The following is a 26,706-nucleotide window of genomic DNA, read 5'->3' as shown; positions in this document are numbered from 1 at the left end:
AACTCAGCCCACTTTCGTCAAACCGGGGAACCAATCGATCATGAATTGGGCAATCAGGTTCACACCATTGGTGGCAATGAGGATCGCGAACAGAACCAGCATCGCCCCCATCACCTTTTCGACATAGGGCAGGTATTTCCGGTTGCGGCCCATCCAGCGCAGGAACGGCTTGGCAAACAGGGCTGCGATAATGAAGGGCGCGGTCATCGACAGGCCATAGACCATGAGCAGAAGCGCGCCCTGCCCGATGTCGCCCATGCCGCTGGCGATCATCAGGATCGAAGCCAGCGCCGGGCCGACGCAAGGTGTCCAGCCAAAGCCGAAGGCCAGCCCCATCACGTAGGCGCCGAAGATCGTGGTCGGCTCGGCCGTCGATTCCAACCGCGCCTCGCGATACAAGAGCCCAATGCGAATCACGCCCAGGAAATGCAGGCCGAACACGAACAGGATTGCCGCCCCGACATAAGACAGCACCTGTTTGTATTGCGCAAAGGTCTGGCCCAGCGCCGTGGCCCCCATGCCCAGCAGCATGAAGATCGTGGTGACGCCCAGCGCGAACATCACCGCCGAGATCACCAGGCGTTTCTGCGCTCCGGGGGCAATGTCGCCATCGTCCTGCAACTCGGACATCGAAATGCCCGCCATATAGCACAGATAAAACGGCACCATCGGCAGGATGCAGGGGGTGAAGAAGCTCAACAGCCCGGCCAACGCCGCGCCTGCGAATGAAATGTCCAGCATGGTCCCGTTCTTGATTATTTCACATATTCAATTATGTTCAGGTGTAAGCAGCGGTCAACAGAATTGGTGGAAAAAATGGGGTTCCTGCGTGGATTTGCGGCATCGGTCGCATTTGTATTGGTCACCCTGCCCGTATTTGCGGCTGAATTGGTGATGGTCGAAGAACCGGGCTGCCCGTGGTGCGCCGAATGGCTGGCCAAGCTGGGTCCGATCTATCCCAAGACGGCCGAGGGGCAGTTCGCCCCCCTGCGACAGGTGGATATCCGCGACACCCGCAAGGCGGAGTTCGACGTTGAGCTGACCCGCCCGATCCTGTTCACGCCTACCTTTGTGCTGGTCGAGGACGGGCAGGAGCTGGCGCGGATCGAAGGCTACCCGGGTGAAGACTTCTTCTGGGGGCTTCTGGGCCAAATGTTGGAAGACCAGACCGCGTTCGAGCCGGCCCAGGGTTAGAACTCCAGATTTTGATCAAATTTGCAGTGAATATTGCGTAACCAGGTCAAAACAGTATATGCAGGCGCAATCGCGCGCGTAACGCAGAGAGGAACGATAGCATGGCCCTGCCGGTGATCCGTGAAGACATGGAACCCGAGGAGTTGGACAAGATGATGTCCAGCGCCTGTGATGCGTCGAACCTGCTCAAGGCAATCAGCCACGAAGGCCGGCTGATGATCCTGTGCCACCTCGTGACCGGCGAAAAGTCGGTGACCGAGCTGGAGGAGCTGCTGCATGCCCGTCAGGCAGCGGTGTCACAACAACTGGCCCGACTGCGGCTGGAGGGTCTGGTCACCCCCCGGCGAGATGGCAAGACAATCTTCTATTCCCTGACCGATGATCGCCCGCGGCGCATTCTGGAAGTGATCTACGACATGTTCTGTACAGTGGACGGAACACCACGGCAGAAGGCGGCCGAATAACACGCCCGCCCCTGCGGATCGGAGACATTCATGTTCGACTGGATCAGTGACGCGACCCTCGCAGCCATTGTCGGGCTTGTGGGCGGCGTCCTGCTGGGCCTGGCCGCGCGGCTTGGCCGGTTCTGCACACTCGGCGCGATCGAGGACATGCTCTATGCCGAATCGTCCCTGCGCATGCGCATGTGGGGCGTCGCAATCGGCACGGCCGTGATGGGCACTTTCGCGCTGATGGCGCTTGGCTTGTTTGGGGCCGAGCAGGCGGTGTATTTCCGGCTGGGCTGGAACCCGCTGGCGTCGATCATCGGCGGGCTTTTGTTCGGCTATGGCATGGCACTGTCGGGCAATTGCGGCTTTGGTGCTCTGGCGCGGCTGGGCGGCGGCGACTTGCGCGCCTTTGTCATCGTGTTGGTGATGGGCCTGTCGGCCTATGTCGCCATTTCCGGCCCGCTGTCGCACCTGCGGGTGATCCTGTTCCCCGACACTTTGATCGACGGTGGCTCCCTCCCCGGCATCGCCCATTCGTTGGGCGGATGGACCGGCCTGCCCGTGCCCGCGCTGGGGATGGCCATCGGCGCGGTGATCTTCGCCGCCATGTTCACCTCATCCGAGCTACGCGCGGCCTACAACGAAGTGTTCTGGTCGGTGATGGCCGGCATCGCCGTGGTGATCGGCTGGGCCGGCACCTGGTACATTCTGGAAAACGGCTTTTCCGCCATCCCTGTCGAAAGCCACACCTATTCCGCACCCCTGGGCGATACGATCATCTTCCTGATGACCTCGTCCGGCAGCAACCTGAGCTTCGGCGTCGGCTCGGTCGCGGGTGTGCTGCTGGGCGCCTTCCTGGGCTCGCTCATAAAAGGGCATTTCCGATGGGAAGCCTGCGAAGACCCGCGCGAGCTGAAGCGCCAGATCGGCGGCGCGGTGATCATGGGGCTGGGCGCGGTGATCGCGGTGGGCTGCTCGATCGGCCAGGGCTTGTCGGCCTTTTCCCTTCTGGCCTGGTCCGCCCCGGTGACTTTCCTCGCGATCCTCGCGGGTGCTGCGTTCGGGCTACGCCAACTGATCACGGGGTTCGCCATCGCCGAATAGCGGTGCCGCCTCTTCCGAGCGTCGCGAGGCCACGCCCAACGTGGCACGACCCGCAGGGTCACGCCGGGGCGGGAGCGCTCCCTTCGGAGCCCCTATGGCACAACCACGATGTTGCCCACATGCCGCTTGTCGATAAACGCCTGCTGCGCTGCGACAAGGTCCTTCAACGCATAGGTTTGGGCCAGGATCGGACGGATTTCCCCCCGTTCGATATACCCGACCACGTCCGGGAACACATGCGTTGGCACCACCGTCGACCCAGTGAACGTCAGATCGCGCAAGTAGAGCGTGCGCAGGTCCAGATTGACAGTCGGCCCGGCAATCGCGCCAGAGCACGTATACCTCCCCCCGCGCTGCATCACGTCGATCAGCTGCGGCCACAATGGCCCTCCGACCACATCGGCAACCACCGTCACCTTCTCGGCGCCCAGCGCCTTGCGCAAATCGCCGGGACTGCGCGGCAGGCACAGGTCCGGACCGAATGCCGCAACCTGATCGTGTTTTTCCTCGGCCGCCATGGCGATCACCCGCGCCCCACGACGCTTGGACAGCTGGATCAAGGCCCCGCCCACTCCGCCCGAGGCCCCCGGGATCAACACGGTATCGCTGGCCACAACAGCTGCACGCGTCAACATGCCCTCGGCGGTGGTATACGAACACTGAAACGTCGCAAGCTCGGCTGAGCTGAGGGGGCTGTCCACCACCTGGCACCCGCGCACATCCATCTTGGTGTACTCGGCAAAGCCTCCGTCCAGTTCGGACCCGAAATACCGCGCCTTGTCCATGTTCATCGGGTCGTGCCAGTCCCGCTGCCACCCATCCGCCATGACGCGCTTGCCGATCATGTCCTGCGCAACACCTGCGCCCACGGCCACCACGTGGCCCACCGCATCGACCCCCTGAATGCGGGGGAACCGGATCGGCGCGCCGCCCCAGCTGGGATCCTCCGCGTCTTCGGTCTGCTGCCCCTCGCCCCCGGTCGCGCCATCGACGGTTTTAGAATACCACCCGGTCCGGGTGTTCACGTCGGTGTTGTTCAAACCGCAGGCCTCGACACGGATCAGGACCTCGCCCGCGTCAGGCGTTGGCACCGGCCAATCGTCGCGCCACGCATAGGCGTCAAACCCGCCGTGACCGGTTAGCACCATCGCATTCATCGTCTTTGGAACCATTACCTATCCCCGCATCGCCGCGCCGTTGGCATCAAACAGTGGCACGCGCTGCATCCGCGCGTCCAGCCGTTCCCCCAACAGCTCCACCTGCCAGCCGTCATCGCGCGCGACCATTTCGCGCGGGACATAGCCCATTGCGACGGACACGCCCGAGGCATGGGCATAACCGCCCGACGTGACCCAGCCGACCACCTCGCCGTCCTGCCAGATCGGTTCATCCCCGATCACGTCGGCATCCCGGGCCTCTACCACGAAGCTGCACAGCCGCATCTTGCCGCCCGCCGCGCGGTTTTCCCGCGCGGCATCCTTGCCGATGAAATCCGCACCCTTGCTCAGGGCCACGAACCGGCCCAGCCCGCATTCGTCGGCGGTATAAATCGGACGGTATTCCCGCGCCCAGCCGCCGAAATTCTTCTCCAGCCTGAGCGCGTTCAAAGCACGCAAACCGAAGGGACGGATGTCGAACTCCGCGCCTGCCTCGGTCAACGCCGCATAGACATGACGCTGATAGGCCGGGTCCATCCAGATCTCATAGCCCAGATCGCCGGTGAAACTGACCCGCCCAACCAGACAGGGCGCCATGCCCACGTCCATCCTGGCGATATCCATGAAGCGGAAGCCCTCGGCGCTCACATCGTGGTCCGTCAACTTTTCCAACAGCTTGCGCGCATTCGGCCCGGCGATCGACAGCCCGCACAATCCCGCGCCGTGCGGGGTGATCTGCACCGATCCATCGTCCGGCAAATGCTGGTCGAACCAACGCATGTGGTAATCCTCGGCCACGCCGGAGCCTGCCAGAAAGAATTCCCCGTCACCCAGATTGGCCAGGGTGAAATCGCCGATCACCTTGCCGTCGTGCTTCAGCATCGGTGCCAGCACCATGCGGCCAGTGACCGGGATCTTGCAGGCGAGGATGCGGTCCAGCCAGGCCTCGGCCCTTGCCCCAGTCACCGTGTATTTGGCAAAACCCGAGATCTCGATGATCCCGACGCTGCCCCGCACCGCCCGCGCCTCGCCCCCCACCGTGTCGAAATCGGTCGAGCGGCGCCAGCTGAACTGGTCCTCAACCCCGTCTGGCGCGAACCACAGCGGCACTTCGAGCCCGTGCGACGCGGTAAACTGCGCGCCCGCGTCCTTCAGCAGGTCATAGATCGGCGTGGTCTTCAGCGGGCGTGCGGCGGGCAATTCTTCATTCGGGAACCGGATCGAGAAGCGACGCGAGTAGTTCTCCTGCACCTTGGCGTTGGTGTAGGACAGCGTGGCATAATCCCCGAACCGCGCCACATCCATCGCGAACACATCAAACCCCGGATCGCCGTCGATCATCCAGTTGGCCAGCGCCAAGCCAACACCGCCGCCCTGACTGAACCCCGCCATCACGCCCAGCGCACACCAGTATCCCGGAAGACCTTTTACAGGCCCGATCAAGGGATTGCCGTCCGGCGCGAAGGTGAACGGCCCGTTGATGATCTGCTTGATGCCCGCGTTCTGGAATGCCGGGAAGTGCTTGAACCCCACCTCAAGCGACGGCGCGATGCGTTCGATATCGGGTTGCAAAAGCTCGTGCCCGAAGTCCCACGGCGTGTCCTTGGGCGACCACGGCACGCAGGCCTTTTCATAGGTGCCCATCAGCATGCCACCGCGTTCCTGACGCAGATACAGCTCACCATCGAAATCGACCGCGTGGATTACCTCCTTACCGGTCTTGGCGTTGATCTCGGCGACCTCCGGCATATCCTCGGTCAACAGATACATGTGCTCCATCGCCAGCACCGGCAGCTCCAGCCCGACCATGCGGCCCACTTCCCGCGCCCACAGCCCGCCGGCATTCACCACATGTTCGCAAATCACATCGCCCTTGGCGGTCTTGACCCGCCAGCCATCTGGGTGGCGCTCGATCCCTTCGACCTTGCAATGGGTTTCAATACTGGCCCCCAACTTGCGTGCCGCCTTGGCATAGGCATAGGTCACACCGGACGGGTCCAGATGCCCATCGACATAGGTCTGCACCGCGCCGACGAACTGGCTGGGATCAATCAGCGGCATCAGATCATGCGCCTCTTCGGGGCTGATCATGTTGCACTCGATGCCCAGATACCGCCCCTTGGCGACAACCCCCTTCAGCCAGTCCAGCCGTTCCTGCGTCGCCGCCAGCATCACGCCGCCGGTCAGATGCACGCCGGTGGCCTGGCCCGAGAGCTCCTCGATCTCCTTGTACAGATCGATCGTGTATTGCTGCAGCTTGGCCACGTTGGGATCGCCGTTGATCGTATGCATGCCGCCCGCCGCGTGCCAAGTGGAGCCCGACGTGAGCTCGGATCGCTCAAGCAACAGCGCATCTTTCCACCCCGCCCGCGCCAGGTGATACAGAACCGAACAGCCAACCACGCCGCCCCCGATGACCACAACCTTCGCCTGCGTCTGCATGGTATCCTCCCCATCCGTTTCCCCGATCATACCGCGCGCAAGCCTGCGTCGTCGCCTATTCCCGACAAAGACCGGGGGGCAAATGGCGCAGAAGGGAAGAAACGGGGCTTTTCCCCCCGCCAGAGCGCGGATAATGTCTGCCCGACAAGACGCGCACAGGAAAAAGAATGAAAAGCTTCACCCCCGGCCCCGAACATGCAGGCGAGCTGCGCGCGGCCCTCGGATCGTTCACCACCGGGGTTTGTCTGATAACAGTTGCCACGGAACACGGTCCGCTTGGCATGACTGCCAACAGCTTTGCTTCGGTGTCGCTGAACCCGCCGCTGGTGCTGTGGTGCCCGGCGAAAGTGTCCCTGCGCCATGATGCGTTCACCACAGCGCCCCATTTCGCGATCCACGTTCTGAGTGAAGACCAACGCAATGTCGCGGAACGTTTCGCACGTGAAGGCGACGCGTTCGACATCTGCGACTGGATCACGGGCGGGCATGACGTGCCTTTGCTGCACGGCTGCCTGGCACGGTTCGAATGTGCAACCGAGCGCCTGATCGACGCGGGAGATCACAGCGTGATGCTGGGCCGCGTCACCCGCGTGACAACCGAACCCGGCGCGCCACTGGCCTTCCTTGGCGGGCAATACGGCCGTTTCGACACGCAAGGATAAGTCCCGCGCCCGCCTGAGCGCCCCCACCGGCGCGCGCGGCAAAAAAGCGGCGCGTCAGCGTCTCACTTTGGTAAAAAACTTATTGCGTCATGACCGCCGCACGCTCAAAGCGTGCACTGTCTTCGCTTGTGTCATCATAAACGACCCTCACCGACACACTATCAATCGACTTCAGGTCGAAGCTGAGAAACGGCATGATATCGGTCGCCTTGATGGCGTTGGGCTGCGCCTCGCCCTCATAGCAAGGCTCACCGTCATAGCGCTCTTCGGGACCGTCATTCACCGCATAATGAATCTCGGTCAGACCACAGCGCCAGGCCAGAAGATGGGTGAAATAAAGAAGATCCCTGCCGTCATATTCCCGCACTGCGATCCAGTTGGACTTTGTCGCGGTCAGGATCGGTTTCACTTCGCCCGCGGTGGTGAACTGCTGCGCCAGCGCCGGCGCAGCCAGAACGACCGCGGCAAGGGCCAGTTTCAATGTCTTTCTCGGCGTCATATTCGGCTCCAGTCCGGAAATTGTTAACACGACTCTTTCCCACGCACCGCGTTCCAACCTATAGTGCCAGAAAAACCCCGGGCAGGCAAAACACCGATGGCACGATCAGCGAAAAAACGTTCGGACTTCAATGTCTTCATCATAGGTCAAGCAGGCCGACTGTCTTACGAGGCCGTGCTTTTCGTAGTGTCACTTAAGGCGACGGACCCTGATTTCAAGGGCCGTATCCTGGTGGGAGAGCCGCAACCAGGGGAGCGCTGGGACCGCGATCCGCGCATGAAGGACCATATTCGCTCGCTTCTGGAAGAGCTGGGTGCCGAAATCGTGCCGTTTGAAACGCCTGTGTTCGGCGCCTCTTACCCGAACGGCAACAAGATTGAAGGCCTGTTGGCCCTGCCCAAGGGCGAGCCTTTTGTCTTTTTCGACACCGATACGCTGATCACCGGGCCGCTGTCGCAGGTGCCGTTCGACTTCGACCGCCCCTCCGCCTCGATGAAACGCGAAGGCACCTGGCCCGAGATCGAGCTTTACGGCCCCGGCTACACCGAGATCTGGAAATCCTTGTATGACAAATTTGGTCTGGAATTCGAAAGCTCGATGGACCTGAGCCAGCCGGACGAATACTGGGGCCGTTACCTCTATTTCAACGCGGGCTGGTTCTTTGGTGCCTGTCCGCAGGAATTTGGCCGACGGTATCTGAACTATGCCCAAGCAATTCACGACGATCGGCCCGAACCGCTGGTCTGTCAGACGCTGTATCCGTGGCTGGATCAGATCGCGCTGCCGCTGGTCGTCCATTCCTTTGGTGGCGGGCGTCCCGGCCCGGAGTTGTCCGGGCTGGACGGCGACGTGACCTGTCACTGGCGTATTTTGCCGCTGATGTATGCGCGTGAAAGCGACACGGCGATACGAGTGTTGGAGGAGGTGACCGCCCCCAACAAGATCAAGAAGGTGCTGAAGGAATACGAACCGATGCTGCGCATGATCTATCAGGGCCGCGGCCAGAAGGTGCGCGCGATGTTCGACCAAAACGACCTGCCCCGGCGCGAACAACAGATCCGCAACCAGATCAAACGCGAAGGTTTCTGGATGCGCTGACGGCCCTGAAGTCTTGCGGGGTAATCACGCGCAGGCCCTTTACACCCGCCCCCTGTATCCGACTAATGGTCCCCTAGCGCGCACAGGGGACCCCACATGACCGATTTTCTACTTTTGGCCTTCACCTTTCTGATTGCCGGCGTCGTCGCCGTGCCAATTGCCTCACGCCTTGGGTTGGGGTCGGTGCTGGGATACCTGATCGCGGGCATCGTGATCAGCCCGGTCCTGGCGCTGCTTCATGTCGATGTTGTTTCGATCCAGCACTTTGCCGAATTCGGCGTGGTGATGATGCTGTTTCTTGTCGGGCTGGAGCTTGAACCCCGCCTGCTGTGGTCGATGAAGGCCCGCCTTTTGGGGCTTGGCGGCGGCCAGGTCGCCCTGACCACCCTTGCGGTGATGGCCGTGGCGATGGCGTTTGGGCAGGTCTGGTCCGTCGCGCTGGCCGTCGGCCTGGTGCTGGCGCTGTCCTCGACCGCGATCGTGCTGCAGACCCTTGGCGAAAAGGGGTTGATGAAAAGCGACGGCGGGCAGTCGAGCTTCCAGGTCCTGTTGTTCCAGGACATTGCCGTCATCCCGATGCTGGCGCTGATCCCGCTTCTGGCCCTGCCAGAATTGACCGAGGCGCTGCACCACGGCGCGGGCGATGGCGGTGATCACGGCCCGGCGCTGAGCCTGGTCGACGGGTTGCCGGGCTGGGGCGCCGCCCTGGTCACGCTGGGCGCAATTGCCGCTGTGATCATCGTCGGCTCCTACCTGACCGGCCCGATCTTTCGCTTCATCGCAGGCGCCCAGCTGCGCGAATTGTTCGTGGCCACCGCGCTGATGATCGTGATCGGCATCGCGCTTTTGATGTCGCTGGTGGGCCTGTCCCCCGCGCTTGGCACCTTCCTGGCCGGGGTCGTTCTGGCCAACAGCGAATACCGGCATGAGTTGGAAAGCGATATCGACCCGTTCAAGGGGCTGTTGCTTGGCCTGTTCTTCATGACCGTCGGCGCTGGCATCAACTTTGCCCTGCTGTTTGACAACCTGGGCCTGATCGTCGCCCTCACACTGGGGTTGATGGCGCTGAAAATGGCTGTGCTTTACGTATTGGCCGTGGTCTTCAAGCTGGGGGGCAGCGACCGTTTCCTGTTCACGTTGGGCCTGGCCCAGGCGGGCGAGTTCGGCTTTGTCCTGCTGTCCTTCACCGTGGCCAACGCGGTGATCCCCGGTGATCTAGCGGATCGGCTGCTTTTGATTGTGGCGCTGTCGATGCTGCTGACACCGGCGCTGTTCATCTTGTATGACCGTGTGATCGCGCCCCGCTTTGCCGCGCAGGATGACCGCGAGATGGACGCGATTGAACATCACAGCAACATCATCATTGCCGGTCACGGCCGCGTCGGTGGCATCGTCAGCCGCCTGTTGCGGGGTGCGGGCATGACCCCCACTGTTATGGATTTCAGCTCAAAACAGCTCGAGATGCTGAAGGCCTTCGGTGTGCAGGCCTATTTCGGCGACGCCACCCGACCTGACCTTCTAAATGCCGCCGGGATTGCCGAGGCCAAGCTGTTCGTCATCGCGATCGACGGCAAGGAACAGATCACGGAACTGGCGAAATACGTGCACAAGACCTATCCGCATGTGCATATCGTCGCCCGCGCGGTGGATCGAAACCACGTCTACGACCTGTGGTTCGCGGGCTGTCGCGACATCATCCGCGACACCTATGACAGCTCACTGCGCATGAGCCGCTCGGCGGTTGAGGCGTTGGGTTATAGCCGCGATCAGGCCGACCGGATGGTCGAAGCGTTCTCGGACCTGGACCGGAAGGGCATGCTGATGGCGGCCGAGCATTACGACCCGGAGATCCCTGCCCACGAGAACGAGGCCTACCTGGAAACCGTGCGCAATTCGCGGGTGGAATGGGAGGCGGACCTGGCCGAACGAATGCAGGCGATCATGACTGAAAAACAAGGCTGAGGACGGTTTGAGCACCCCTGCTCGCGGCCACGCAAAGGGATATGCCCGCGTCTTGTGCCGCCAACATCAGTTCTGCAAAATCGCGCTTTCCCATTCAGACAGAAACGCGCGTTTCTTGAGCTGATCGAGAAAGACCAGAAGACCGGGGCCAATGCGGATCCGGTTCAGGGCGGCCTCGACCCGGCTAAGGTCAAGGTCGGGATGGGACAGTGGTTGCGCCTCCGGACCGTGCGAACGGCGCAGCAGGTGATCCACGAAAGCACCAGACAGGACCGGCGACGGCGCGTTGTACGGGATCATGGCCGTGCGCAGCATGACGGTGGTGAAATCCGACGGCAAGATGATTGCAAAATCAGACCGGTCCTCGCGGTTCATCGCGTAGCTTCCCAGCACGTTATAGGCGATCAGAAGCTCACCGGTTTTCACCGCCTCGATCATGTCTGACGAACAGCAATACAGCTTGGCCTCCAACGCGCCAAAAACCTCGGTCAGGCGCCAATAGGTTTCCGAGGCGCGGGTGTCCTGTGTCGCAAACAGATAGCCCAGCCCCGATTGCCGCACGTCATAGGTGCCGACACGGCCGCGAAAGCGGTCCGGGTGCTGACGCAGAAGGTTGATCAGCTCATGCCGGTCGCGGGGCAGCGGCAGGTCTCCGAAGGCGTGCTTTGACACCACGATGGCCGCGGGTTCCTGGGTAAAGGCAAACAACATGTCGTTCCAGATGGCCCAGTCCGGTAGCGATTGCGTGGCGGCGGAGGTGTAGCGCTGCGCCTTGCCATCATTTGCCAACTTTGTCTGCAAATCCATTGCGCTTGAAATTGCCAGGTCGAAGGCATGCCCCTCATCATGAATGGCGCGCATCATTTCGGTCGAGCTTGCCACCACATAGTCGATTTCCGTATCGGGGTTTTCGGCCAGGAACGAGATGATCATCGGTTCGAAAAACCCGATATCGGCCGTTGAAATAATCCGAAGAACCTGGCCGCTGCCCGACGCGCCGAACTGGGCGCGGTTCTCGATCTCAAAGGCTGCGGCCCAGCCGGCCGCAAAGATCAGGACGAAGGAAAGTGCAAACTGACGCATGCGCCGCCTCCTGCATTGTTTGTAATGTGCATCTGGCCGCCGTGGGCTTCCACCACCTCTTTCACGATGGTCAGGCCCAGACCGGAGCCAACAACGTTTTCGGCATTGGCCCCCCGGGCGAACCGGTCCGTCAAATGGTCCATCTCGCCGTCGGGAAACCCGGGTCCGGTATCGGTTATGCGAATCTCGGCCCCATCATCGTGGCGCAAAAGGGTGACGACAATACGGGCCCCGGACGGCGTGTATTTGAGGGCATTGTCGAGCAGATTGTGCAGCGCGTTCTGCATCAGGATCTGGTCGCCCTGGATGATCAGGTCGTCCGTCCCGACGGCCTCCATCTCGATATCTTTCAGTTCCGAAATCGGGTGCAGATGGTCGACGGCGTCCCGTGTCAGACGTCGCAGGCTGATCTTGTCTTGCGACAGGTGGTCCAGCCGGAAGGTCACCATCGCGTGGTCCAGAAGTTGCCCCGCCGTGCGCGAACTGTCGTCGATGGCATGGATCATCTCGCGCAGGGCCGCGTGGGTTTCGGGGTTGTCCGCGTTGCGCTGAACGATCTCGGCCTTCGTGCGGACGATGGCCAAGGGGGTGCGCACGCGATGCGCAGCTTCTGCGATGAAATCTTCGGACCGCATCAGGGAAAGCTGCAGCCGCCGCATGAAGGAATTCAGCGAGGCGACCAGGGGCACCATTTCCGACGGTACCGGCGCCGCAACAGGACGCAGGTCTTTCGGCCCCCTGCGCGAGACCGACGCGGTCAACCGGTCCAGCGGGCGGATCGTGCTTTGGGCAATCAGCGCCGCCAAAAGGACCGAGACCAGAAAGAACCCCGCGCCGATCGCCATGGATCTGCGTGAAATGCTGGCCAATTCCTGTTTCTGGCCCGACAGTGTTTGCGCCACGGACACCTGAAGGAAGCTTTGGCCGATGTCGGTCGACACCCGGCGCCTGACCGAAGCGACCCGCACCTCTTCGCCCAGAAACACCGCCGACCGGAAGGCAGGCACACTCCCGCTCAGCCCGTTGGCTTCGGGCAGCTCGACGTAGCCGGTGAGGAATTCGTTCTCCAACCGGATCGCATAGAACACCCGTTCGTCCGAAATGCTGTCCAGCATGGACAGGGCCGAATAGGGAAGATCGACGCTGATCTCTCCATCAAAGAATCGCGCGCTGTCCAGGATCGACAGGGCCGACGCGGCAAGCACGTTGTCCTGGCTTTCCTGCGCCACTTGCCGGGCGACGGATTGCACCACGAAATACACCACGAGCGCCAGAACGGCGGCGCTGGCCAGCAAAGACAGCAACAATCTGCGGCGGATCGAGCCGTGGGCGGTGGGTTTGCTCATGCCACTTCCAGCTTGTAGCCAAGCCCCCGGATCGTCGTGATTTTCACGCCCGATCCATGCAGGTGCCGACGCAGGCGACCGACATAGACTTCGATCGCGTTTTCCGAGACGTCTTCGTCATAGGACACCAGCTGATCCACCAGGGACGCTTTCGCAAACACCTTGTCGGGCGCGTTTGCGAGGACCTCGAACAAGCGCAGTTCACGGGCGCGAAGTTGCACGGTGTGTGCGCCCACGCTGAGCGTGCCGGATTTCGAATCAAACTGCACATCACCGAGGGTCAAAAGGTTGCGCGCCTCGCCACCCCGGCGGCGCAAGACCGCCCGACACCGCGCTTCGAGCTCGGAAAAATCGATGGGCTTAACCATGTAATCATCGGCGCCAAGATCCAGCATCCCGACCCGATCCGCGACCTCTGACCGTGCGGTCAGGACGATCACCGGAGTTCGGGAATCCTGATTTCGGCACGCTGCAAGAAACGAGCGTCCGTCGCCATCGGGCAACATAATATCCAACAAAATCAGGTCATAAACTGTCGTTGACCTGAAATCGTGGGCGGTCTGAATGTCCGGCGCATGGTCGACGACATGCCCGTCCAGCATAAGCCGGTCGACCACCGCGCTGGCCAGTTGCTTGTTGTCCTCGATCAGCAGGAACCGCATCGGACCGGTTTCACCCCGTTTGCACTAATTTCAGCTGTGTCAGCTTGGTGTCAGCTTTGTTTGCCATTCTCCTGCGACATGAGCGGTAGGAGCCGCCAATGTCAAATGGGAGGAAATAACATGACATTCGAATTGGGCCGTCGCGCCCTTCTTGCTGCAGCAGCGGCCTTCACCCTGGTTGGTCCGGCAGCCGCTGACAGCCACAAGATGCTCGACAGCATTCACTTCCTGATCCCCGGCGGCGCTGGAGGCGGCTGGGACGGCACCGCGCGTGGCACGGGCGAAGCCCTGACGGGTGCAGGCCTGGTTGGCACCGCGTCTTATGAGAACATGTCGGGTGGCGGCGGCGGTAAAGCAATCGGTTACCTGATCGAAAACGCTGACAGCCAGCACGGCACGCTGATGGTGAACTCCACCCCCATCGTGATCCGTTCGCTGACGGGCGTGTTCCCGCACAACTTCCGTGACCTGACGCTGGTGTCGGGAACGATCGGTGACTACGCCGCACTTGTCGTCGGTAAGGACAGCCCGATGAACTCCATGGCTGACCTGCTTGCGGCCTATGACGCCGACGCATCGGCCACTGCCATCGGTGGCGGTTCGGTTCCGGGCGGCATGGACCACCTGGTTGCGGCGATGGTGATGGAAGCGGCTGGCAAAGATGCGCTGAACGTCAAATACATCCCCTATGACGCGGGCGGCAAAGCGATGGCTGCGCTGCTGTCGGGCGAAATCAAGGCTTTGTCGACGGGCTTCTCGGAAGCCGTCGCGCTGGCGCAGGCTGGCGAGGTCAAGATCATCGGCGTGACTTCGGATGAGCGCGTGGAGGCTTATGGCGACGCGCCCACCATGAAGGAACAGGGCATCGATACCACCTTCGTCAACTGGCGCGGATTCTTTGGCGCACCGGGACTGTCGGCTGACAAGCTGGAAGCCTACCAGGCCGCCATCGCCAAGATGTATGCAACCGACGAGTGGGAAGCCGTGCGCGCGCGCAACGGTTGGGTCAACATCCACAATTCGGGTGATGATTTCCGCACCTTCCTGGAAGACCAGGAAAAGGTCATCGGTGATCTGATGAAAAAGCTCGGCTTTCTCTAAGCCGAACTGAAAATCAGGCAACCGGCCCGTCACGGGCCGGTTGCGCTTTTTCCTAGGGAGGGAACCATGGCACTGGATCGTTGGATCGCATTCGTCATTCTTTGCGTCTCGCTGGCCTATGGCTATGCCGCGTTTTTCACAATGGACGGGCTTTTGGCACCGTTCATGCAACGCAATCCGATCTGGCCAAGCACCTTCCCCAAGGTTCTGTCCGTTCTTGCGATCCTGGCCTCGCTGGTGATCCTTCTGGGGCTTGAGAAAACCCCGGAAACGGACGCGGAACCCGATATCGATTACCGCCGTCTGGGCGAATATCATCTTGTGCAGGCACTGCTCCTACTGGCGCTCATGGTGGCCTATGCGCTGCTACTGCGCCCGGCGGGCTTTCTGTTGTCCACCGTGGGCTTCCTGACCATCGGCGCGATGGTGCTTGGGGAACGCAAGCTGCACATCCTGTTGCCCGTTTCCATCATCGCCACCGGCGTTGTCTGGTATCTGGTGGAACAGGTCCTGGGCATCTTCTTGCGCCCGCTGCCCTTTTTCTTCGTCTGAGGAGGACCAAAAATGCTCGAAGGACTTCTGATCGGACTGCAAACGGCGCTTTCGCTGCAAAACCTGCTCATGGTCATCGCGGGGTGCCTGATCGGCACCTTCATCGGCATGTTGCCGGGCCTTGGACCGATGTCGATCATTGCCATCATGATCCCGGTCGCCATTTCGATGGGTGACCCCTCGGCGGCTCTCATCCTGCTGGCCGGTGTGTATTACGGCGCCATCTTTGGCGGCTCGACCTCGTCCATCCTGCTCAACGCCCCAGGGGTGGCAGGGACCGTGGCCAGCAGCTTTGACGGATACCCGATGGCCCGCAAGGGACAGGCGGGTAAAGCGCTGACCATCGCCGCCATCGCAAGTTTCGCAGGTGGCACGATCGGGGCGATCCTGTTGATGATCTTTGCCCCCGCACTGTCGTCGGTGGCGCTTTTGTTCCACTCGGCAGAATACTTCGCGCTTATGGTTGTCGGCCTGTCGGCCATTGCGGCCTTTGCAGGCTCGGGCCAAGTGGCCAAGGCGATGCTGATGACCATTCTGGGTCTGATCATGGCGACCGTTGGCGAAGGCGCGCTGTTCAACATGCCCCGTTTCACGATGGGGATCATGGACCTGCAATCGGGCTTTGGTTTTATCACGCTGGCAATGGCAATGTTCGCCCTGCCCGAGGCCCTGTTCCTTGTTCTGAAGAAAAAGGAAATGAGCGGCGACGGCGGGCAGATCTCGGAGCTGCGTATCTCAGCCAAAGAAGCCAAAGCCATTGCCCCGGTGATCGGCCGGCAATCGTTGCAGGGGTTCTTTATCGGGGTGCTGCCGGGCGCGGGCGCGACGATCGCAAGCTTCCTGGGCTATGCGGTGGAACGCAACATCGCCCCGAAGGACGAACAGGACGAGTTCGGCAAAGGCTCGATCAAAGGATTGGCCGCGCCTGAGACGGCCAACAACGCCGCGTGCACCGGGTCGTTCGTGCCGCTGCTGACGCTTGGCATTCCCGGATCGGGCACCACGGCCATTCTGCTGGGCGCGCTGATCGCTCTGAACGTGACGCCGGGGCCGCGGCTGATGATCGACCAACCGCAAGTGTTCTGGGCCGTGATCATGTCAATGTTCATCGGCAACCTGGTCCTGTTGGTCCTGAACCTGCCGCTGATCCCTTACATCGCCAAGGTGCTGGCCATCCCGCGCAACTACCTGATCCCGTTCATCCTGTTTTTCACCCTGATGGGGGCCTATATCGGCCAGAACAACGCGACCGAGCTGCTGATCCTTGTGGGCTTTGGCGTCTGTGCAACAGCGCTGAAGTTCGCCGACTACCCACTGGCGCCGCTGCTGATCGGCTTCATTCTTGGCGGGATGATGGAAGACAACTTCGCCCGTTCGATGCAGCTGTATGACGGGATCGGCTTCATTTTCGAACGCCCGATGACGCTGGCGCTTCTGGTCGTTGCGGTCATCCTCGTGGCCCTGCCCACCTACCGCGCGCGCCGCGCGCGGGCGCGGGCTGAAGGGGTGGCCGACGGCGACTGATCCGCTGGAGGCGGTCAAAGTGCAGGATGCAGGATTTCTCACGCAAAGCCCACGTTCCGAACCAAAGGATTTCGAAAGAACTGCGACTGCGCAAATGTCAGGTTTGAGCCCTTTTTGACTTTTTTCTACGGCTCAGCGAATGTCCGCGAAAGCTTTACGAAGGTTGCAACGAATGCTGATCAAAACTGAACCTCAAATTGCATTGGCTACGTTCCTGACCTTGACACTTGGCCTTTCGTATCCTTCCACAGCTCTTTCAGAACGCGAGCAAGAGACATCCGAAGCAAGAAACATCTCTTGCTATGGCCAACAGGTGGATCACGTTGTGGTCGATGAACAGGACGAACCGGCCTTTCTATATGCGATCCCGGCAACTGAACTTGACTATCCTTATACAGTCGAATCGTTCGATTGGGCCCCGGCGCACATGCCCAAGGTCGGCACCCATCCGTGTTTCGCCGAACCCGTGCACACCGATAACGTGCGGCACAAAATAACGATCGGTGCCATCGACATTCGCGTGTTGATCCAAGCCGACGGCATACGGGTTTTCGGGGGGAATCACCCGCTTCACACCAAAGAGGGTTATAGGAGCAGCACCCATTTTCTGCGTGAACAAGCGGCGGCCTTGTCCGTTGACGGTTCTTTCGGGGAGATTTTTCCCGGTTTCTCAGGCCGGCTTTTTGGCGAAGATGCGTCTCCCTATGCCGTCAGCCCGGTCTTGCTGGCCAGTCAGGATTTCACGGAGCCGGTCAGCGGAGAGCCAATGCTGTATTCATGCCGGAACTGGCTTGCAACGCATCCCGAGCCACATGTTATCTGTGAAACTGCCTACCAGTTGAAGGACCGGATTTTTCTCAAGTACTCTGTTTCCACGGCTTGGTTTCCCTACTCGGACTGGCAAGAGCTGGATGCAATCGTGCGAAGGGAAGTCCTGCTTAGAGCGGGGCATGCGATATCTGAAGCTGCCTCCAAGTAGCGGTTCGAATGCTCAAAACCAGGCATTGAGCTTTCATGCGCAGATGGCGGCATCGTCCGCAAAGCCGACATTCTTAACCCGCAAAAACCCCTTGCAGGTCCTTGAACCCTTTTACCTCGATCGGGTTTCCGGAAGGGTCGCGAAAGAACATCGTCCATTGTTCACCGGGCGCACCCGCGAACCGCACGGTCGGGGCGATAATCCAGTCGGCGCCCGCCACCTCCAGCCGGTCCGCCAGCGCGCGCCAGGCGTCATAAGGCAGCACGATCCCGAAATGCGGCATCGCCACCATGTGGTCGCCGACCTTGCCGGTGTCCGCGGTGGCAAAGGGTGTGCCCCGGTGCAGGCTCAGCTGATGCCCGAAAAAGCTGAAATCGACCCAGCTGTCGGTCGACCGCCCCTCTTCGCAGCCCAGGACGCCGGCGTAAAAGCTGCGCGCGGCCTCCAGGTCGGTGACGTTGATGGCCAGGTGAAACGGGGTCAGCATGGGTGCCTCCAAGACAATGTTCCGCCAGATTGCCCCGGCGCGAAACACTTGACCAGCCCGAATGCGCGCTTCAAAACCTTGTCCCCGCGCGCCCTTATTTCGTTGCTGCGGTGGCCCAGACCCCGTAACCTGCGCCGGACTTTTCAGGGAGAAACGACATGACCGACCGCCAGCTTGGCTTTGACACATTGCAGGTTCACGCGGGCACCGAGCCCGATCCGGCCACCGGCGCGCGCCAGGTGCCGATCTATCAGACCACCGCTTACGTCTTCAAAGACGCCGAACACGCCGCGCGCCTGTTCAATCTGGAAGAGGTTGGCAACATCTATTCCCGGCTGACCAACCCGACAGTCAGCGCGCTGGCCAACCGCATCTGCGCGCTTGAGGGCGGCGTGGGCGCGATCTGCTGTTCCTCGGGCCACGCGGCGCAGCTGATGGCGCTGTTCCCGCTGATGGGGCCGGGCACGAATGTGGTCGCCTCGACCCGCCTGTATGGCGGCACGGTGACCCAGTTCAGCCAGACGATCAAACGCTTCGGCTGGTCCGCCAAGTTCGTCGATTTCGATGACGAGGCCGCCGTGGCCGCCGCCATCGACGATGACACCCGCGCAGTGTTCTGCGAAAGCGTCGCCAACCCGGGCGGTTATATCACCGACATCCCGGCGATTGCCGCGATTGCCGACAAGGGCGGCGTGCCGCTGATCGTCGACAACACCTCGGCCACGCCGTATCTGTGCAACCCGATTTCGCTGGGGGCCACGCTGGTGGTGCATTCGACCACGAAATACCTGACCGGGAACGGCACCGTCATGGGCGGTTGCGTTGTGGACAGTGGCAAGTTCGACTGGATGGCGTCGGACAAGTTCCCGTCGCTCAGCCAGCCCGAGCCCGCCTATCACGGCCTCACCTTTGCCGAGGCGCTGGGGCCGATGGCCTTCACCTTCCACTCGATCGCCATTGGTCTGCGCGACCTGGGCATGACGATGAACCCGCAGGCGGCGCATTACACGCTGATGGGCATCGAAACCCTGTCGCTGCGTATGGAGCGTCACGTTGAAAACGCAATGAAGGTCGCCACCTGGCTGGAAAACGACCCGCGCATCGACGCGGTGACCTATGCGGGCCTGCCCTCCTCGCCCTACAATCATCGGGTCGCGACGATCTGCCCGAAGGGCGCGGGCGCGCTGTTCACCGTCGCGGTCAAGGGCGGCTATGACGCTTGCGTGAAACTGGTCGATAGCCTGGAGTTGTTCAGCCACGTCGCCAACCTGGGCGACACCCGCTCGCTGATCATCCACTCAGCCTCGACCACCCACCGCCAGCTGTCGCCGGAACAGCAAGAGGCCGCTGGTGCCGGCGCCAACGTGGTGCGCATCTCGATCGGGATCGAAGATGCCGACGACCTGATCGCCGATTTCGACCAGGCGCTGACCAAGGCGACTGCCTGATCCCAAAACACGGCCCCGTTTGCATAACGGGGCCGTTTCCCTTGCGTTTGGGACAGGTTTCCGCGTCCACTCAGGAAAGTCCTGAGCTTTGAAGTGGATCGTTCCGATGAACAGCGCCCTCCTGCCCCACCAATCAGACATTCTGTTTCTGACAGACGGCGGGACCGAGACCTGGTTGGAATACAAACGTGGTCAAAAGCTGACCAATTTCAGCGCCTTTCACCTGCTCAATAACGACCAAGGCGCCGCGGCCCTGCGCGAGTATTACACCGCTTTCGCCCGGATCGCCCTGTCGCTTGGCACCGGCTTCATCTTTGACAGCCTGACCTACCGCGCCAGCCGCGATTGGGGGGATTTGCTGGGCTATTCCAAGGACGCGCTGGCCGAAATGAACCACCGCTGCCTGGCGCTGTATCGCGACGTGGCCGCGGACGTCGGGTTGGCACCCGAGCAGGTTTTGATCAGCGGCTGTATCGGCCCAAAAGGCGACGCCTATGACCTGCACCAGACGTTGAGCGCCGCGCAGGCGCAAGCCTATCATGCTGAACAGATTGAGACATTCGTCGCCGCCAAGGCGGATCTGGTCACCGCGCTGACGCTGAATTCCGTGGAAGAGGCAATCGGGATGACCCGTGCCGCCAAAGACGCCGCGATCCCCGTCGTAATCTCCTTCACGATCGAAAAAGACCAGCGTTTGGGCAGTGGGGAAACCCTTGGCGACGCGATCAGGGCCGTGGATGCAGCAACGGACAACGCCCCGGCTTACTACATGCTCAATTGCGCGCATCCGGTGGATTTTGTCCCCGCGCTGGACGACGCGGATTGGACCCGGCGGGTCCAAGGGGTCCGGTCGAACGCATCATCGCTTGAGCACGGCATCTTGTGCCAGCTTGGGCATCTGGAGGAAGGGGACCCGGATGAATTGGCCGCGCAACATCGCGACCTCAAACTCAGATTTCCGCACATGACCGTGTTCGGAGGCTGCTGTGGCACCGATTTTGTGCATGTTGAAGGGATTGCGCGGGCGATCCTTGGTCTGTCTGACGCCTAGCGCGGCGCGGTCGTCTCACTCTCCCAAGGCAAAGATCATCGTGACCTCGGCGCGCATGTCCAACTCTCCGCCAGCGACCGGGACGCCGCCGCCGGCGTCCATCATCGACATCTCAGCCCGCATCACCGGGCGCGGGGCGGCGCCTGCTTCGCTGATTTCCAGCACAGGGCCAAGGGGCACACCGGCGGCTTCGGCATAAAGTGTGGCGCGTGCCATCGCGTCCTTCACCGCCGCCACACGGGCGGCATCCCGCAGCGGATCAGGAACCTGAAGACCGAATTGCAAGCTCCTGAATTCATTCGCTCCTTCTGCGGTCACCATATCCAACACCTCGCCCACACCAGACAAGTCGCGCAGCCGAACTTGCAGCATGTTTGACGCCTCGAACCCGGCGATCGTCGGCGGGCCATCACTGGACGAAGACCGGTTGGAATAGCGGGGGCGCAAGGCCAGGTCCGAGGTTTGCAGATCTTCCTCGGCCACCCCCGCCGCGCGCAGGTGCTCCAACACCGCGCGCATCGCCATCGAGGCCTGTTCCAACGCCGCCACCGCCGTTTTCGCCTCGGCGCGCACCCCGAGGGTGATCGTCGCCATGTCCGGCGCCTGTGACGCAACGCCCGTGCCGGTCACCACAATCCGCCCGGCGTCGCTTGCCGTGGCCGGAAGCGCCAGAACCAGCGCTAGTATTGCTGCCAAAATACGCATGATACTCTCCATTTCCTGCCACCCTTGCGCCATTTCCCGCGCCCCACAAGCCCCTCTGGACTGGCCCCTTTCCTTGGGCAATATCCTGCTATAGTTTCAACGCTGTGGCCGGGGCGACCTGATCATGTGGGAAGATTTGCAGGCAGGCGACCATGAAACCGAATTTCGCGCTGGACCTCAGCCATGACGGCATCGGGCTGTTTCATCGCTCCAAAAGCGGTTGGACGCTGGTGGGCGACGTTGCGCTGGATGACCCCGAACTGCCGCAGAAGGTCGACCTGCTGCGCAAGACCGCGTCAGACCTGGAACAGGGCGGCGTCACGACCAAGCTGATCGTTCCGAACTCGCAGGTTCTTTTTACCAGCCTGACTGCCCCCGGCCCCGACGACATCGCCCGCGAGGTGCAGATCCGCGCCGGACTTGAGGGGCTGACACCCTATGCAGTGGGCGACCTGGTGTTCGATTGGCGCGCGGAAGGCGACCAGGTCCATGTCGCCGTGCTGGCGCGTGAAACTCTGGATGAGGCTGAAGCTTTCGCCGCCGAACACCGGTTGAACCCGGTCAGTTTCGCGGCCCGGGCCGACGGCAAAGGCTTCAGTGGCGAGGCCTTCTTTGGCAAATCCAAGAGCGCGGCGGCCATTCTGGGACCCGGCGAGCGGGTCGAGCCCGACAGCAAACCCGTGCCGCGCCAGACCAAAGCTGCGATATTGCAGGATCCTGTCGCCGTTCCAGAGCCGGACCCCGTGCCGGAACCAGAGCCTGCATCGAATCCCACACCCCCGACGGACGACTCGATCGATGCGCTTCTGGACTCGGTGCCCGATCCCGCGGCTGATCCCGAACCGGCAGAGCCGACCCCCGCCCCCGAAGCGCCAAAAGCTAAACCCGCGCCTGACCCTTCACCGGTTCTGGCCCCCTTCCCGCCCACGCCGGATGACACCGACGAACCCGCACCGCTGCAACCGATCACCCCGGTGATCCGTGATTTGCCCGAAGACGACACACCGCCAGCGCCCAAGCCCAGGAAGAAAAAGGTAAAAAAGCCTGCCAAGGCGAAATCTGAGCCGGTGGCGCCAGGCGCCTCATCTGACACCGCTGAACTTGCCGCCACGGCGCCCCAGGACCGAACCCCGGACGATCCGCCCGTGGACACAGCCCCCCCGGCTTTCGCAACCCGCCGCGGCACTGTGCCGGGACCGGAGGATGCGTCTGATGCTGATGCGCCCAGCTCGCTCGACAAAATCGCGCCGCGCGTCTCCATGGCGCCCCCGGTTCAGCACCCGGCCGCTGACGCCAAGATCCACGGCCCGGACACGGCCAAGCCCGGCGCGCCCAAGTTGGGCGTCGCCTCACGCGATGTGCCGCAACCACATGTTCCGGTCACCGCGCCCAGCCTGTTGGCCGATGACAGTGTTGTCGCGAAAGAGCCCGAGCCCAACACATCCGACGTTGCGAAAAAGGCCGCCGCGTCCGGTGCCGCGCTTTTGTCAGCGACCCGCAAGGGGTTGTCCGGTGCAGCGAAGGCTGGCAAGGCGGCCGCGTCCAAAGCCAGTGACAAAGCGGCCGAACGGCGCGACGCCAAACGCGCCGCAGTCGCAGCTGCTCCCGTTCCGGAAACGTCCAAACCGCCGAAATCTGCCCGCCCCTTCGTGCCCGCTTTGGGCAAGCGCACGGCGGATGCCACCGCGACCGATACCAGTGTCGCCCCACCGCCGAAGCCTTCGGAGGCGGACAGCCTGACCGTCTTCGGAGCACGCAACAATCAGAACGTCGGTGGCAAACCGCCTTATCTGGGTCTGATGCTGACCCTGCTTTTGCTACTGGCAATGGCCATTGCGGCGGTCTGGTCGATGTTCTTTCTCAGCGATGACAACGCGTCGTTGTTTGGCGGAAACGAGCCGGATTTCACAGTTGCAACCCCGACAACCGAAACCCGACCGCTGAACGAAGATCCGACCGACGCGATCATCGCCGAGGAATTCGCGCCCGCCCTGGATGAATCCCCCGCGGCGCCTGATCCGATCCCCGAGACCCCCGACCCGCTGACCCGGGCCGCTGCCGAGGCGCGCTATGCCGCCACTGGCATCTGGCAGCGCGCGCCCGACCCCCCGGTCGAGGCACAAGGCGGGCGGATCGACGACCTCTATGTCGCCTCGATCGACCCGCGCACCGACAGCCATGATGCCATCGCACTACCACCTGAACGTCTGGCGGGCGCTGATCCCAGGCCACCGGCGCAAGCCCCACCCCCGCCCCGTGGCAGCACCTTCGACCTTGATGAGCGCGGTCTGGTTCGCGCCACGCCGGAAGGCACCCTGACCCCGGACGGGGTCTTTGTCTTTGCAGGACGGCCACCAGTTGTGACGGGACGCCGCCCAGGCACCGCCCCGGCGGTCGAAGTGCCTGATCAGCCTGACATTCCACGTATTCGCCCCAACCGTCGCCCCGAAGGTCTGGTTGAGGGCAACGAACGCGCCACCTTGGGGGGCTATACCCGCGCCCAGCTGGCCGCGATCCGGCCCAGCCGTCGCCCCGAACGCGCGCTGCCGCCGCAACCCGACCCGGATGCGGTCGCCGAGGCGCTGGCCGAAGCCGCCGAACAGGCCGAGGAAGACATCGCCGCTGCCCCCACCGAACAAGCCATTGCGACCTCACCCAAGCCCGACCACCGCCCGCGCAACTTCGCCCGCATCGTCGAACGCGCGCGTGAAAACGCCAACGCCTCGGATGGCAGCTCGGTCTCGGCCGCGGCCGCCACCACGACGCCGAAAATCCCGACCCGCGCGTCAGTCGCGCAGCAGGCCACGGTGAAGAACGCGATCAACCTGCGCAAAGTAAACCTGATCGGCATCTACGGTGCGTCGAACTCCCGCCGCGCGCTGGTCCGCCTGTCCAATGGCCGCTACGTGAAAGTGCGTGTGGGGGACCGATTGGACGGCGGCAAGGTCACCGCGATTTCCAGCAACAAGCTGGTCTACCAGAAGGGCAGCCGCTCGCTGACCCTTGAAGTCCTGCCGCTCGGATGAAGAAAGGCGCCCGACAAAGCCGGGCGCCCATCAAAATATCAAGCGTGCCGAAGGCACTCCGTTGGATCAGACCTATTCGGCTGCGCTGATCTCACCGTTTTCGATCTGCTCACGCTCGATCGATTCAAACAGAGCCTTGAAGTTGCCTTCGCCGAACCCGTCATCGCCCTTGCGTTGGATGAACTCAAAGAAGATCGGCCCGATCACGGTTTTTGAGAAGATCTGCAGCAGGCAGCGCGTTTCGCCCCCACCCACGACGCCTTCGCCGTCGATCAGGATGCCGTGCTTCATCATCTTGTCCTTGGGTTCCGCGTGCCCCTTCACACGGTCATAGGACATGTCGTAATAGGCCTCGTTCGGCCCCGGCATGAACTTCAACCCGCGATCCGCGATCAGGTCGACCGAGGCATAGATGTCATCGGTGCCCACGGCGATGTGCTGAATGCCTTCGCCGTTGTATTTCTTGAGGTAGGCAACGATCTGCCCTTCCTTGCCCCGGTCTTCGTTGATCGGGATGCGGATTTTGCCGCAGGGGCTGGTCAGCGCGCGGGAAAACAGCCCGGTGAACTTGCCTTGAATGTCGAAAAACCGGATTTCGCGGAAGTTGAACAGATTGCCGTAGAACTTGAACCACTTGTCCATGTTGCCCGTGAACACGTTGTGCGTCAGGTGATCGAGGTAATAGAACCCGACCCCTGCCGGATGCGCATCGGCAATCCAGTCGAACTCGGCGTTATAGGCCGAGGTGTCATGATACGTGTCGATGAAGTAAAGCAGGCTGTCGCCGATACCATAGATCGCGGGCACATCCATCGTCTTGCCGTCGCCCTCATAGGGACGCGCGCCATTGGCCACGGCGTGGTCAAACGCCACTCTGGCATCCACAACGCGCCAGGCCATCGACGGCGCACAGGGGCCGTGGGTGTCGATGAATTCGGCCGCGTGGCTGCCCGGCTCCATGTTGATCAGGTAGGTCACATCGCCCTGCTGCCACAGCTCGACCTTTTGGGTCTTGTGGTTGGCGGTGTGGGTAAAGCCCATTTTCACGAACACATCGCGCAGCGCTTGCGGATCCGGGTGGGCGAACTCGACAAATTCGAACCCGTCGGTGCCGGCGGGGTTTTCTTCGGAAATCGTGGCCTTCGGGGCATCATGCGGGAAAGGTCCCATCGCGCGTCTCCTGTAACATGTTAAGCGTTTCGCTGACAGTTTGACGCAGGTCGTGCGGGGTTTGCGCGCGTATTACCCGATTTACTTGCTAAATTTCGCGGGTTCTGCGCGTATAGTGGCGAAAACACGCGAGGTTCCCGCATGCTGGACGACACTGATTCCCGCCTTCTGGATGCGCTCCAGAAAAACGCCCACCTGACCGCACAGGAGCTGGGCGCACGGCTAAACCTGTCTGCCTCCCAAGCCGGGCGACGGCGCCAGCGGTTGGAGGATCAGGGCTATATCCTGGGCTATGCCGCACGGTTGGATCCCGCCCGCGTCGGGCTGAGCGTGCAAAGCTTCGTGCAGGTGCAGATGGCCAGCCACGCCCCCGAGGCCGCGCGCGCCTTCGCCCAGCTGATCGCGGCCCGGCGCGAGGTGATCTCAGCCTGGACCCTGACAGGGGAAGCCGACTACCTTCTGCGGGTGTATTGCGAAGACCTGCCCGCGTTGAACACGCTGATCCACGAGGTGCTGTTGGTGCATCCGTCCGTGGCGCGGGTGCAAAGCCAGATCGTCATGGATCAGATGAAACCCGACGCGCCGCTGCCAACCTGACGGGAGCATCGCGGCGTTTGCCACACGGCAAACCCTGTCGATTCCGCATGGGGGCGACCCCAACCCCGCCCAAGCAGGAGCGTGCCCCAACCGTCCCTTAGGTCGACCGCCGTATCAGACTTCGCCCGACCCGCGGCGTGGCTACGTTCGTTCTGGATGAAGTCCTCTCCTCCAGTGCTGACAGTCGCGATGTGATTAAGACGGGAAACTACGTGTTTCGCCGGGTTTCGGGCTTTGAATGGGATGAACTTCTGGGCGCACCGCACAAGGTCATCCGTCACCCCGGCACGCCGAAGTACCTGTTCTGGGAACTGTGGGACCGGATCCAGACGGGCATATTGATAAGAACGCGCGGCTCATCCACACCATTTTGAACCCGGTGCCCTGACCCCGCCGCGGCACATTTCC

Annotated in this window: 25 protein-coding genes; 15 read left to right on the top strand and 10 right to left on the bottom strand. The window is 62.0% G+C overall.

Going from position 1 to position 26,706, the window contains the following annotated elements; all coding sequences use genetic code 11:
* Positions 1 to 3: 3 nt before the first annotated feature.
* Complete coding sequence (locus MN188_RS01745; protein WP_242105140.1) at positions 4 to 741, bottom strand: cytochrome c biogenesis CcdA family protein; 738 nt, start codon at positions 739 to 741, stop codon at positions 4 to 6.
* Between the two features lie 75 nt (positions 742 to 816).
* On the opposite strand from MN188_RS01745, the gene MN188_RS01740 reads away from it, so the two are divergent.
* The 3 genes from MN188_RS01740 to MN188_RS01730 all read left to right on the top strand — a co-directional run bounded on the left by MN188_RS01740 (position 817) and on the right by MN188_RS01730 (position 2,747).
* Positions 817 to 1,194: a thioredoxin domain-containing protein gene (locus tag MN188_RS01740; RefSeq protein ID WP_242105137.1), complete on the top strand. Its 378-nt coding sequence runs from the start codon at positions 817 to 819 to the stop codon at positions 1,192 to 1,194.
* A gap of 101 nt (positions 1,195 to 1,295) precedes the next feature.
* Complete coding sequence (locus MN188_RS01735) at positions 1,296 to 1,658, top strand: ArsR/SmtB family transcription factor (protein ID WP_242105135.1); 363 nt, start codon at positions 1,296 to 1,298, stop codon at positions 1,656 to 1,658.
* 30 nt (positions 1,659 to 1,688) lie between these two features.
* Positions 1,689 to 2,747, top strand: coding sequence for a YeeE/YedE family protein (locus MN188_RS01730; RefSeq protein WP_242105133.1), 1,059 nt, complete (start codon positions 1,689 to 1,691; stop codon positions 2,745 to 2,747).
* Between the two features lie 92 nt (positions 2,748 to 2,839).
* Here MN188_RS01730 and MN188_RS01725 read toward each other — a convergent pair whose 3' ends face one another.
* Together MN188_RS01725 and MN188_RS01720 are read right to left on the bottom strand one after the other, a co-directional pair.
* Positions 2,840 to 3,919 (bottom strand): alcohol dehydrogenase family protein, encoded by a 1,080-nt coding sequence (locus MN188_RS01725; protein ID WP_242105131.1) that lies wholly within the window; start codon positions 3,917 to 3,919, stop codon positions 2,840 to 2,842.
* A gap of 3 nt (positions 3,920 to 3,922) precedes the next feature.
* Positions 3,923 to 6,346 carry a GcvT family protein gene (locus MN188_RS01720; RefSeq protein WP_242105122.1) on the bottom strand — a complete coding sequence of 808 codons (2,424 nt, stop codon included), beginning with the start codon at positions 6,344 to 6,346 and terminating at the stop codon, positions 3,923 to 3,925.
* 167 nt (positions 6,347 to 6,513) lie between these two features.
* On the opposite strand from MN188_RS01720, the gene MN188_RS01715 reads away from it, so the two are divergent.
* The gene (locus tag MN188_RS01715) at positions 6,514 to 7,008 is read left to right on the top strand and encodes a flavin reductase family protein (RefSeq protein ID WP_242105119.1); all 495 of its coding nucleotides are present in this window, start codon (positions 6,514 to 6,516) and stop codon (positions 7,006 to 7,008) included.
* A gap of 79 nt (positions 7,009 to 7,087) precedes the next feature.
* Here MN188_RS01715 and MN188_RS01710 read toward each other — a convergent pair whose 3' ends face one another.
* Positions 7,088 to 7,507 carry a hypothetical protein gene (locus tag MN188_RS01710; RefSeq protein ID WP_242105117.1) on the bottom strand — a complete coding sequence of 140 codons (420 nt, stop codon included), beginning with the start codon at positions 7,505 to 7,507 and terminating at the stop codon, positions 7,088 to 7,090.
* Between the two features lie 96 nt (positions 7,508 to 7,603).
* On the opposite strand from MN188_RS01710, the gene MN188_RS01705 reads away from it, so the two are divergent.
* Positions 7,604 to 8,605 (top strand): hypothetical protein, encoded by a 1,002-nt coding sequence (locus MN188_RS01705; RefSeq protein WP_242105116.1) that lies wholly within the window; start codon positions 7,604 to 7,606, stop codon positions 8,603 to 8,605.
* Between the two features lie 96 nt (positions 8,606 to 8,701).
* Positions 8,702 to 10,567, top strand: coding sequence for a cation:proton antiporter domain-containing protein (locus MN188_RS01700; RefSeq protein ID WP_242105114.1), 1,866 nt, complete (start codon positions 8,702 to 8,704; stop codon positions 10,565 to 10,567).
* 66 nt (positions 10,568 to 10,633) lie between these two features.
* Here the strand turns inward: MN188_RS01700 and MN188_RS01695 are convergent, their stop codons facing one another.
* From MN188_RS01695 to MN188_RS01685, 3 genes are read right to left on the bottom strand one after another with little or no spacing between them, the layout of a single operon-like run.
* On the bottom strand, positions 10,634 to 11,650 hold the full coding sequence (locus MN188_RS01695) for an ABC transporter substrate-binding protein (protein ID WP_242105098.1): 1,017 nt from the start codon (positions 11,648 to 11,650) through the stop codon (positions 10,634 to 10,636).
* Entirely contained in the window at positions 11,620 to 12,996 is a 1,377-nt protein-coding gene (locus MN188_RS01690) for a sensor histidine kinase (RefSeq protein ID WP_242105089.1), read from the bottom strand. Before MN188_RS01690 ends, MN188_RS01695 begins: the two co-directional genes overlap by 31 nt.
* A complete protein-coding gene (locus MN188_RS01685; RefSeq protein ID WP_242105087.1) occupies positions 12,993 to 13,658 on the bottom strand; it encodes a response regulator transcription factor in 666 nt (221 codons plus the stop codon). Before MN188_RS01685 ends, MN188_RS01690 begins: the two co-directional genes overlap by 4 nt.
* Before the next feature lie 120 nt (positions 13,659 to 13,778).
* Between MN188_RS01685 and MN188_RS01680 the strand changes: the two genes are divergently transcribed.
* From MN188_RS01680 to MN188_RS01665, 4 genes are all read left to right on the top strand, one after another.
* Positions 13,779 to 14,759: a tripartite tricarboxylate transporter substrate binding protein gene (locus tag MN188_RS01680; RefSeq protein ID WP_242105078.1), complete on the top strand. Its 981-nt coding sequence runs from the start codon at positions 13,779 to 13,781 to the stop codon at positions 14,757 to 14,759.
* Positions 14,760 to 14,825: 66 nt separating this feature from the next.
* A complete protein-coding gene (locus MN188_RS01675; RefSeq protein WP_242105076.1) occupies positions 14,826 to 15,311 on the top strand; it encodes a tripartite tricarboxylate transporter TctB family protein in 486 nt (161 codons plus the stop codon).
* A 12-nt stretch (positions 15,312 to 15,323) separates the two neighbouring features.
* Positions 15,324 to 16,835 carry a tripartite tricarboxylate transporter permease gene (locus MN188_RS01670; protein WP_242105074.1) on the top strand — a complete coding sequence of 504 codons (1,512 nt, stop codon included), beginning with the start codon at positions 15,324 to 15,326 and terminating at the stop codon, positions 16,833 to 16,835.
* A 172-nt stretch (positions 16,836 to 17,007) separates the two neighbouring features.
* A complete protein-coding gene (locus tag MN188_RS01665; protein ID WP_242105067.1) occupies positions 17,008 to 17,814 on the top strand; it encodes a hypothetical protein in 807 nt (268 codons plus the stop codon).
* Between the two features lie 73 nt (positions 17,815 to 17,887).
* Here MN188_RS01665 and MN188_RS01660 read toward each other — a convergent pair whose 3' ends face one another.
* Entirely contained in the window at positions 17,888 to 18,301 is a 414-nt protein-coding gene (locus MN188_RS01660) for a VOC family protein (RefSeq protein WP_242105065.1), read from the bottom strand.
* Positions 18,302 to 18,459: 158 nt separating this feature from the next.
* On the opposite strand from MN188_RS01660, the gene MN188_RS01655 reads away from it, so the two are divergent.
* Positions 18,460 to 19,749 carry an O-acetylhomoserine aminocarboxypropyltransferase/cysteine synthase family protein gene (locus tag MN188_RS01655; RefSeq protein WP_242105057.1) on the top strand — a complete coding sequence of 430 codons (1,290 nt, stop codon included), beginning with the start codon at positions 18,460 to 18,462 and terminating at the stop codon, positions 19,747 to 19,749.
* Positions 19,750 to 19,855: 106 nt separating this feature from the next.
* Positions 19,856 to 20,800 carry a homocysteine S-methyltransferase family protein gene (locus tag MN188_RS01650; protein WP_242105056.1) on the top strand — a complete coding sequence of 315 codons (945 nt, stop codon included), beginning with the start codon at positions 19,856 to 19,858 and terminating at the stop codon, positions 20,798 to 20,800.
* A gap of 15 nt (positions 20,801 to 20,815) precedes the next feature.
* Here MN188_RS01650 and MN188_RS01645 read toward each other — a convergent pair whose 3' ends face one another.
* Positions 20,816 to 21,505 carry an SIMPL domain-containing protein gene (locus MN188_RS01645; RefSeq protein WP_242105055.1) on the bottom strand — a complete coding sequence of 230 codons (690 nt, stop codon included), beginning with the start codon at positions 21,503 to 21,505 and terminating at the stop codon, positions 20,816 to 20,818.
* Between the two features lie 152 nt (positions 21,506 to 21,657).
* On the opposite strand from MN188_RS01645, the gene MN188_RS01640 reads away from it, so the two are divergent.
* On the top strand, positions 21,658 to 24,531 hold the full coding sequence (locus tag MN188_RS01640) for a hypothetical protein (protein ID WP_242105054.1): 2,874 nt from the start codon (positions 21,658 to 21,660) through the stop codon (positions 24,529 to 24,531).
* 72 nt (positions 24,532 to 24,603) lie between these two features.
* On the opposite strand, the gene hppD is transcribed toward MN188_RS01640, so the two are convergent.
* On the bottom strand, positions 24,604 to 25,701 hold the full coding sequence (gene hppD, locus MN188_RS01635) for a 4-hydroxyphenylpyruvate dioxygenase (RefSeq protein WP_242105053.1): 1,098 nt from the start codon (positions 25,699 to 25,701) through the stop codon (positions 24,604 to 24,606).
* A 141-nt stretch (positions 25,702 to 25,842) separates the two neighbouring features.
* Here hppD and MN188_RS01630 point away from each other — a divergent pair, with 141 nt between their 5' ends.
* Entirely contained in the window at positions 25,843 to 26,298 is a 456-nt protein-coding gene (locus tag MN188_RS01630) for an Lrp/AsnC family transcriptional regulator (RefSeq protein WP_242105052.1), read from the top strand.
* A 137-nt stretch (positions 26,299 to 26,435) separates the two neighbouring features.
* The gene (locus MN188_RS01625; RefSeq protein ID WP_242105051.1) at positions 26,436 to 26,672 is read left to right on the top strand and encodes a hypothetical protein; all 237 of its coding nucleotides are present in this window, start codon (positions 26,436 to 26,438) and stop codon (positions 26,670 to 26,672) included.
* The last annotated feature ends 34 nt before the right edge of the window (positions 26,673 to 26,706 follow it).

The organism is Aliiroseovarius subalbicans (assembly GCF_022678625.1).
Taxonomy (GTDB): domain Bacteria; phylum Pseudomonadota; class Alphaproteobacteria; order Rhodobacterales; family Rhodobacteraceae; genus Aliiroseovarius_A; species Aliiroseovarius_A subalbicans.
This window is presented reverse-complemented; position numbering and strand designations above follow the sequence as displayed.

What these genes read in the sequence shown, in the direction of transcription:
- MN188_RS01745 (WP_242105140.1), bottom strand. Translation starts at nt 741, where the DNA reads ATGCTGGACATTTCATTCGCAGGCGCGGCGTTGGCCGGGCTGTTGAGC.
- MN188_RS01740 (WP_242105137.1), top strand. Translation starts at nt 817, where the DNA reads ATGGGGTTCCTGCGTGGATTTGCGGCATCGGTCGCATTTGTATTGGTC.
- MN188_RS01735 (WP_242105135.1), top strand. Translation starts at nt 1,296, where the DNA reads ATGGCCCTGCCGGTGATCCGTGAAGACATGGAACCCGAGGAGTTGGAC.
- MN188_RS01730 (WP_242105133.1), top strand. Translation starts at nt 1,689, where the DNA reads ATGTTCGACTGGATCAGTGACGCGACCCTCGCAGCCATTGTCGGGCTT.
- MN188_RS01725 (WP_242105131.1), bottom strand. Translation starts at nt 3,919, where the DNA reads ATGGTTCCAAAGACGATGAATGCGATGGTGCTAACCGGTCACGGCGGG.
- MN188_RS01720 (WP_242105122.1), bottom strand. Translation starts at nt 6,346, where the DNA reads ATGCAGACGCAGGCGAAGGTTGTGGTCATCGGGGGCGGCGTGGTTGGC.
- MN188_RS01715 (WP_242105119.1), top strand. Translation starts at nt 6,514, where the DNA reads ATGAAAAGCTTCACCCCCGGCCCCGAACATGCAGGCGAGCTGCGCGCG.
- MN188_RS01710 (WP_242105117.1), bottom strand. Translation starts at nt 7,507, where the DNA reads ATGACGCCGAGAAAGACATTGAAACTGGCCCTTGCCGCGGTCGTTCTG.
- MN188_RS01705 (WP_242105116.1), top strand. Translation starts at nt 7,604, where the DNA reads ATGGCACGATCAGCGAAAAAACGTTCGGACTTCAATGTCTTCATCATA.
- MN188_RS01700 (WP_242105114.1), top strand. Translation starts at nt 8,702, where the DNA reads ATGACCGATTTTCTACTTTTGGCCTTCACCTTTCTGATTGCCGGCGTC.
- MN188_RS01695 (WP_242105098.1), bottom strand. Translation starts at nt 11,650, where the DNA reads ATGCGTCAGTTTGCACTTTCCTTCGTCCTGATCTTTGCGGCCGGCTGG.
- MN188_RS01690 (WP_242105089.1), bottom strand. Translation starts at nt 12,996, where the DNA reads ATGAGCAAACCCACCGCCCACGGCTCGATCCGCCGCAGATTGTTGCTG.
- MN188_RS01685 (WP_242105087.1), bottom strand. Translation starts at nt 13,658, where the DNA reads ATGCGGTTCCTGCTGATCGAGGACAACAAGCAACTGGCCAGCGCGGTG.
- MN188_RS01680 (WP_242105078.1), top strand. Translation starts at nt 13,779, where the DNA reads ATGACATTCGAATTGGGCCGTCGCGCCCTTCTTGCTGCAGCAGCGGCC.
- MN188_RS01675 (WP_242105076.1), top strand. Translation starts at nt 14,826, where the DNA reads ATGGCACTGGATCGTTGGATCGCATTCGTCATTCTTTGCGTCTCGCTG.
- MN188_RS01670 (WP_242105074.1), top strand. Translation starts at nt 15,324, where the DNA reads ATGCTCGAAGGACTTCTGATCGGACTGCAAACGGCGCTTTCGCTGCAA.
- MN188_RS01665 (WP_242105067.1), top strand. Translation starts at nt 17,008, where the DNA reads ATGCTGATCAAAACTGAACCTCAAATTGCATTGGCTACGTTCCTGACC.
- MN188_RS01660 (WP_242105065.1), bottom strand. Translation starts at nt 18,301, where the DNA reads ATGCTGACCCCGTTTCACCTGGCCATCAACGTCACCGACCTGGAGGCC.
- MN188_RS01655 (WP_242105057.1), top strand. Translation starts at nt 18,460, where the DNA reads ATGACCGACCGCCAGCTTGGCTTTGACACATTGCAGGTTCACGCGGGC.
- MN188_RS01650 (WP_242105056.1), top strand. Translation starts at nt 19,856, where the DNA reads ATGAACAGCGCCCTCCTGCCCCACCAATCAGACATTCTGTTTCTGACA.
- MN188_RS01645 (WP_242105055.1), bottom strand. Translation starts at nt 21,505, where the DNA reads ATGCGTATTTTGGCAGCAATACTAGCGCTGGTTCTGGCGCTTCCGGCC.
- MN188_RS01640 (WP_242105054.1), top strand. Translation starts at nt 21,658, where the DNA reads ATGAAACCGAATTTCGCGCTGGACCTCAGCCATGACGGCATCGGGCTG.
- hppD (WP_242105053.1), bottom strand. Translation starts at nt 25,701, where the DNA reads ATGGGACCTTTCCCGCATGATGCCCCGAAGGCCACGATTTCCGAAGAA.
- MN188_RS01630 (WP_242105052.1), top strand. Translation starts at nt 25,843, where the DNA reads ATGCTGGACGACACTGATTCCCGCCTTCTGGATGCGCTCCAGAAAAAC.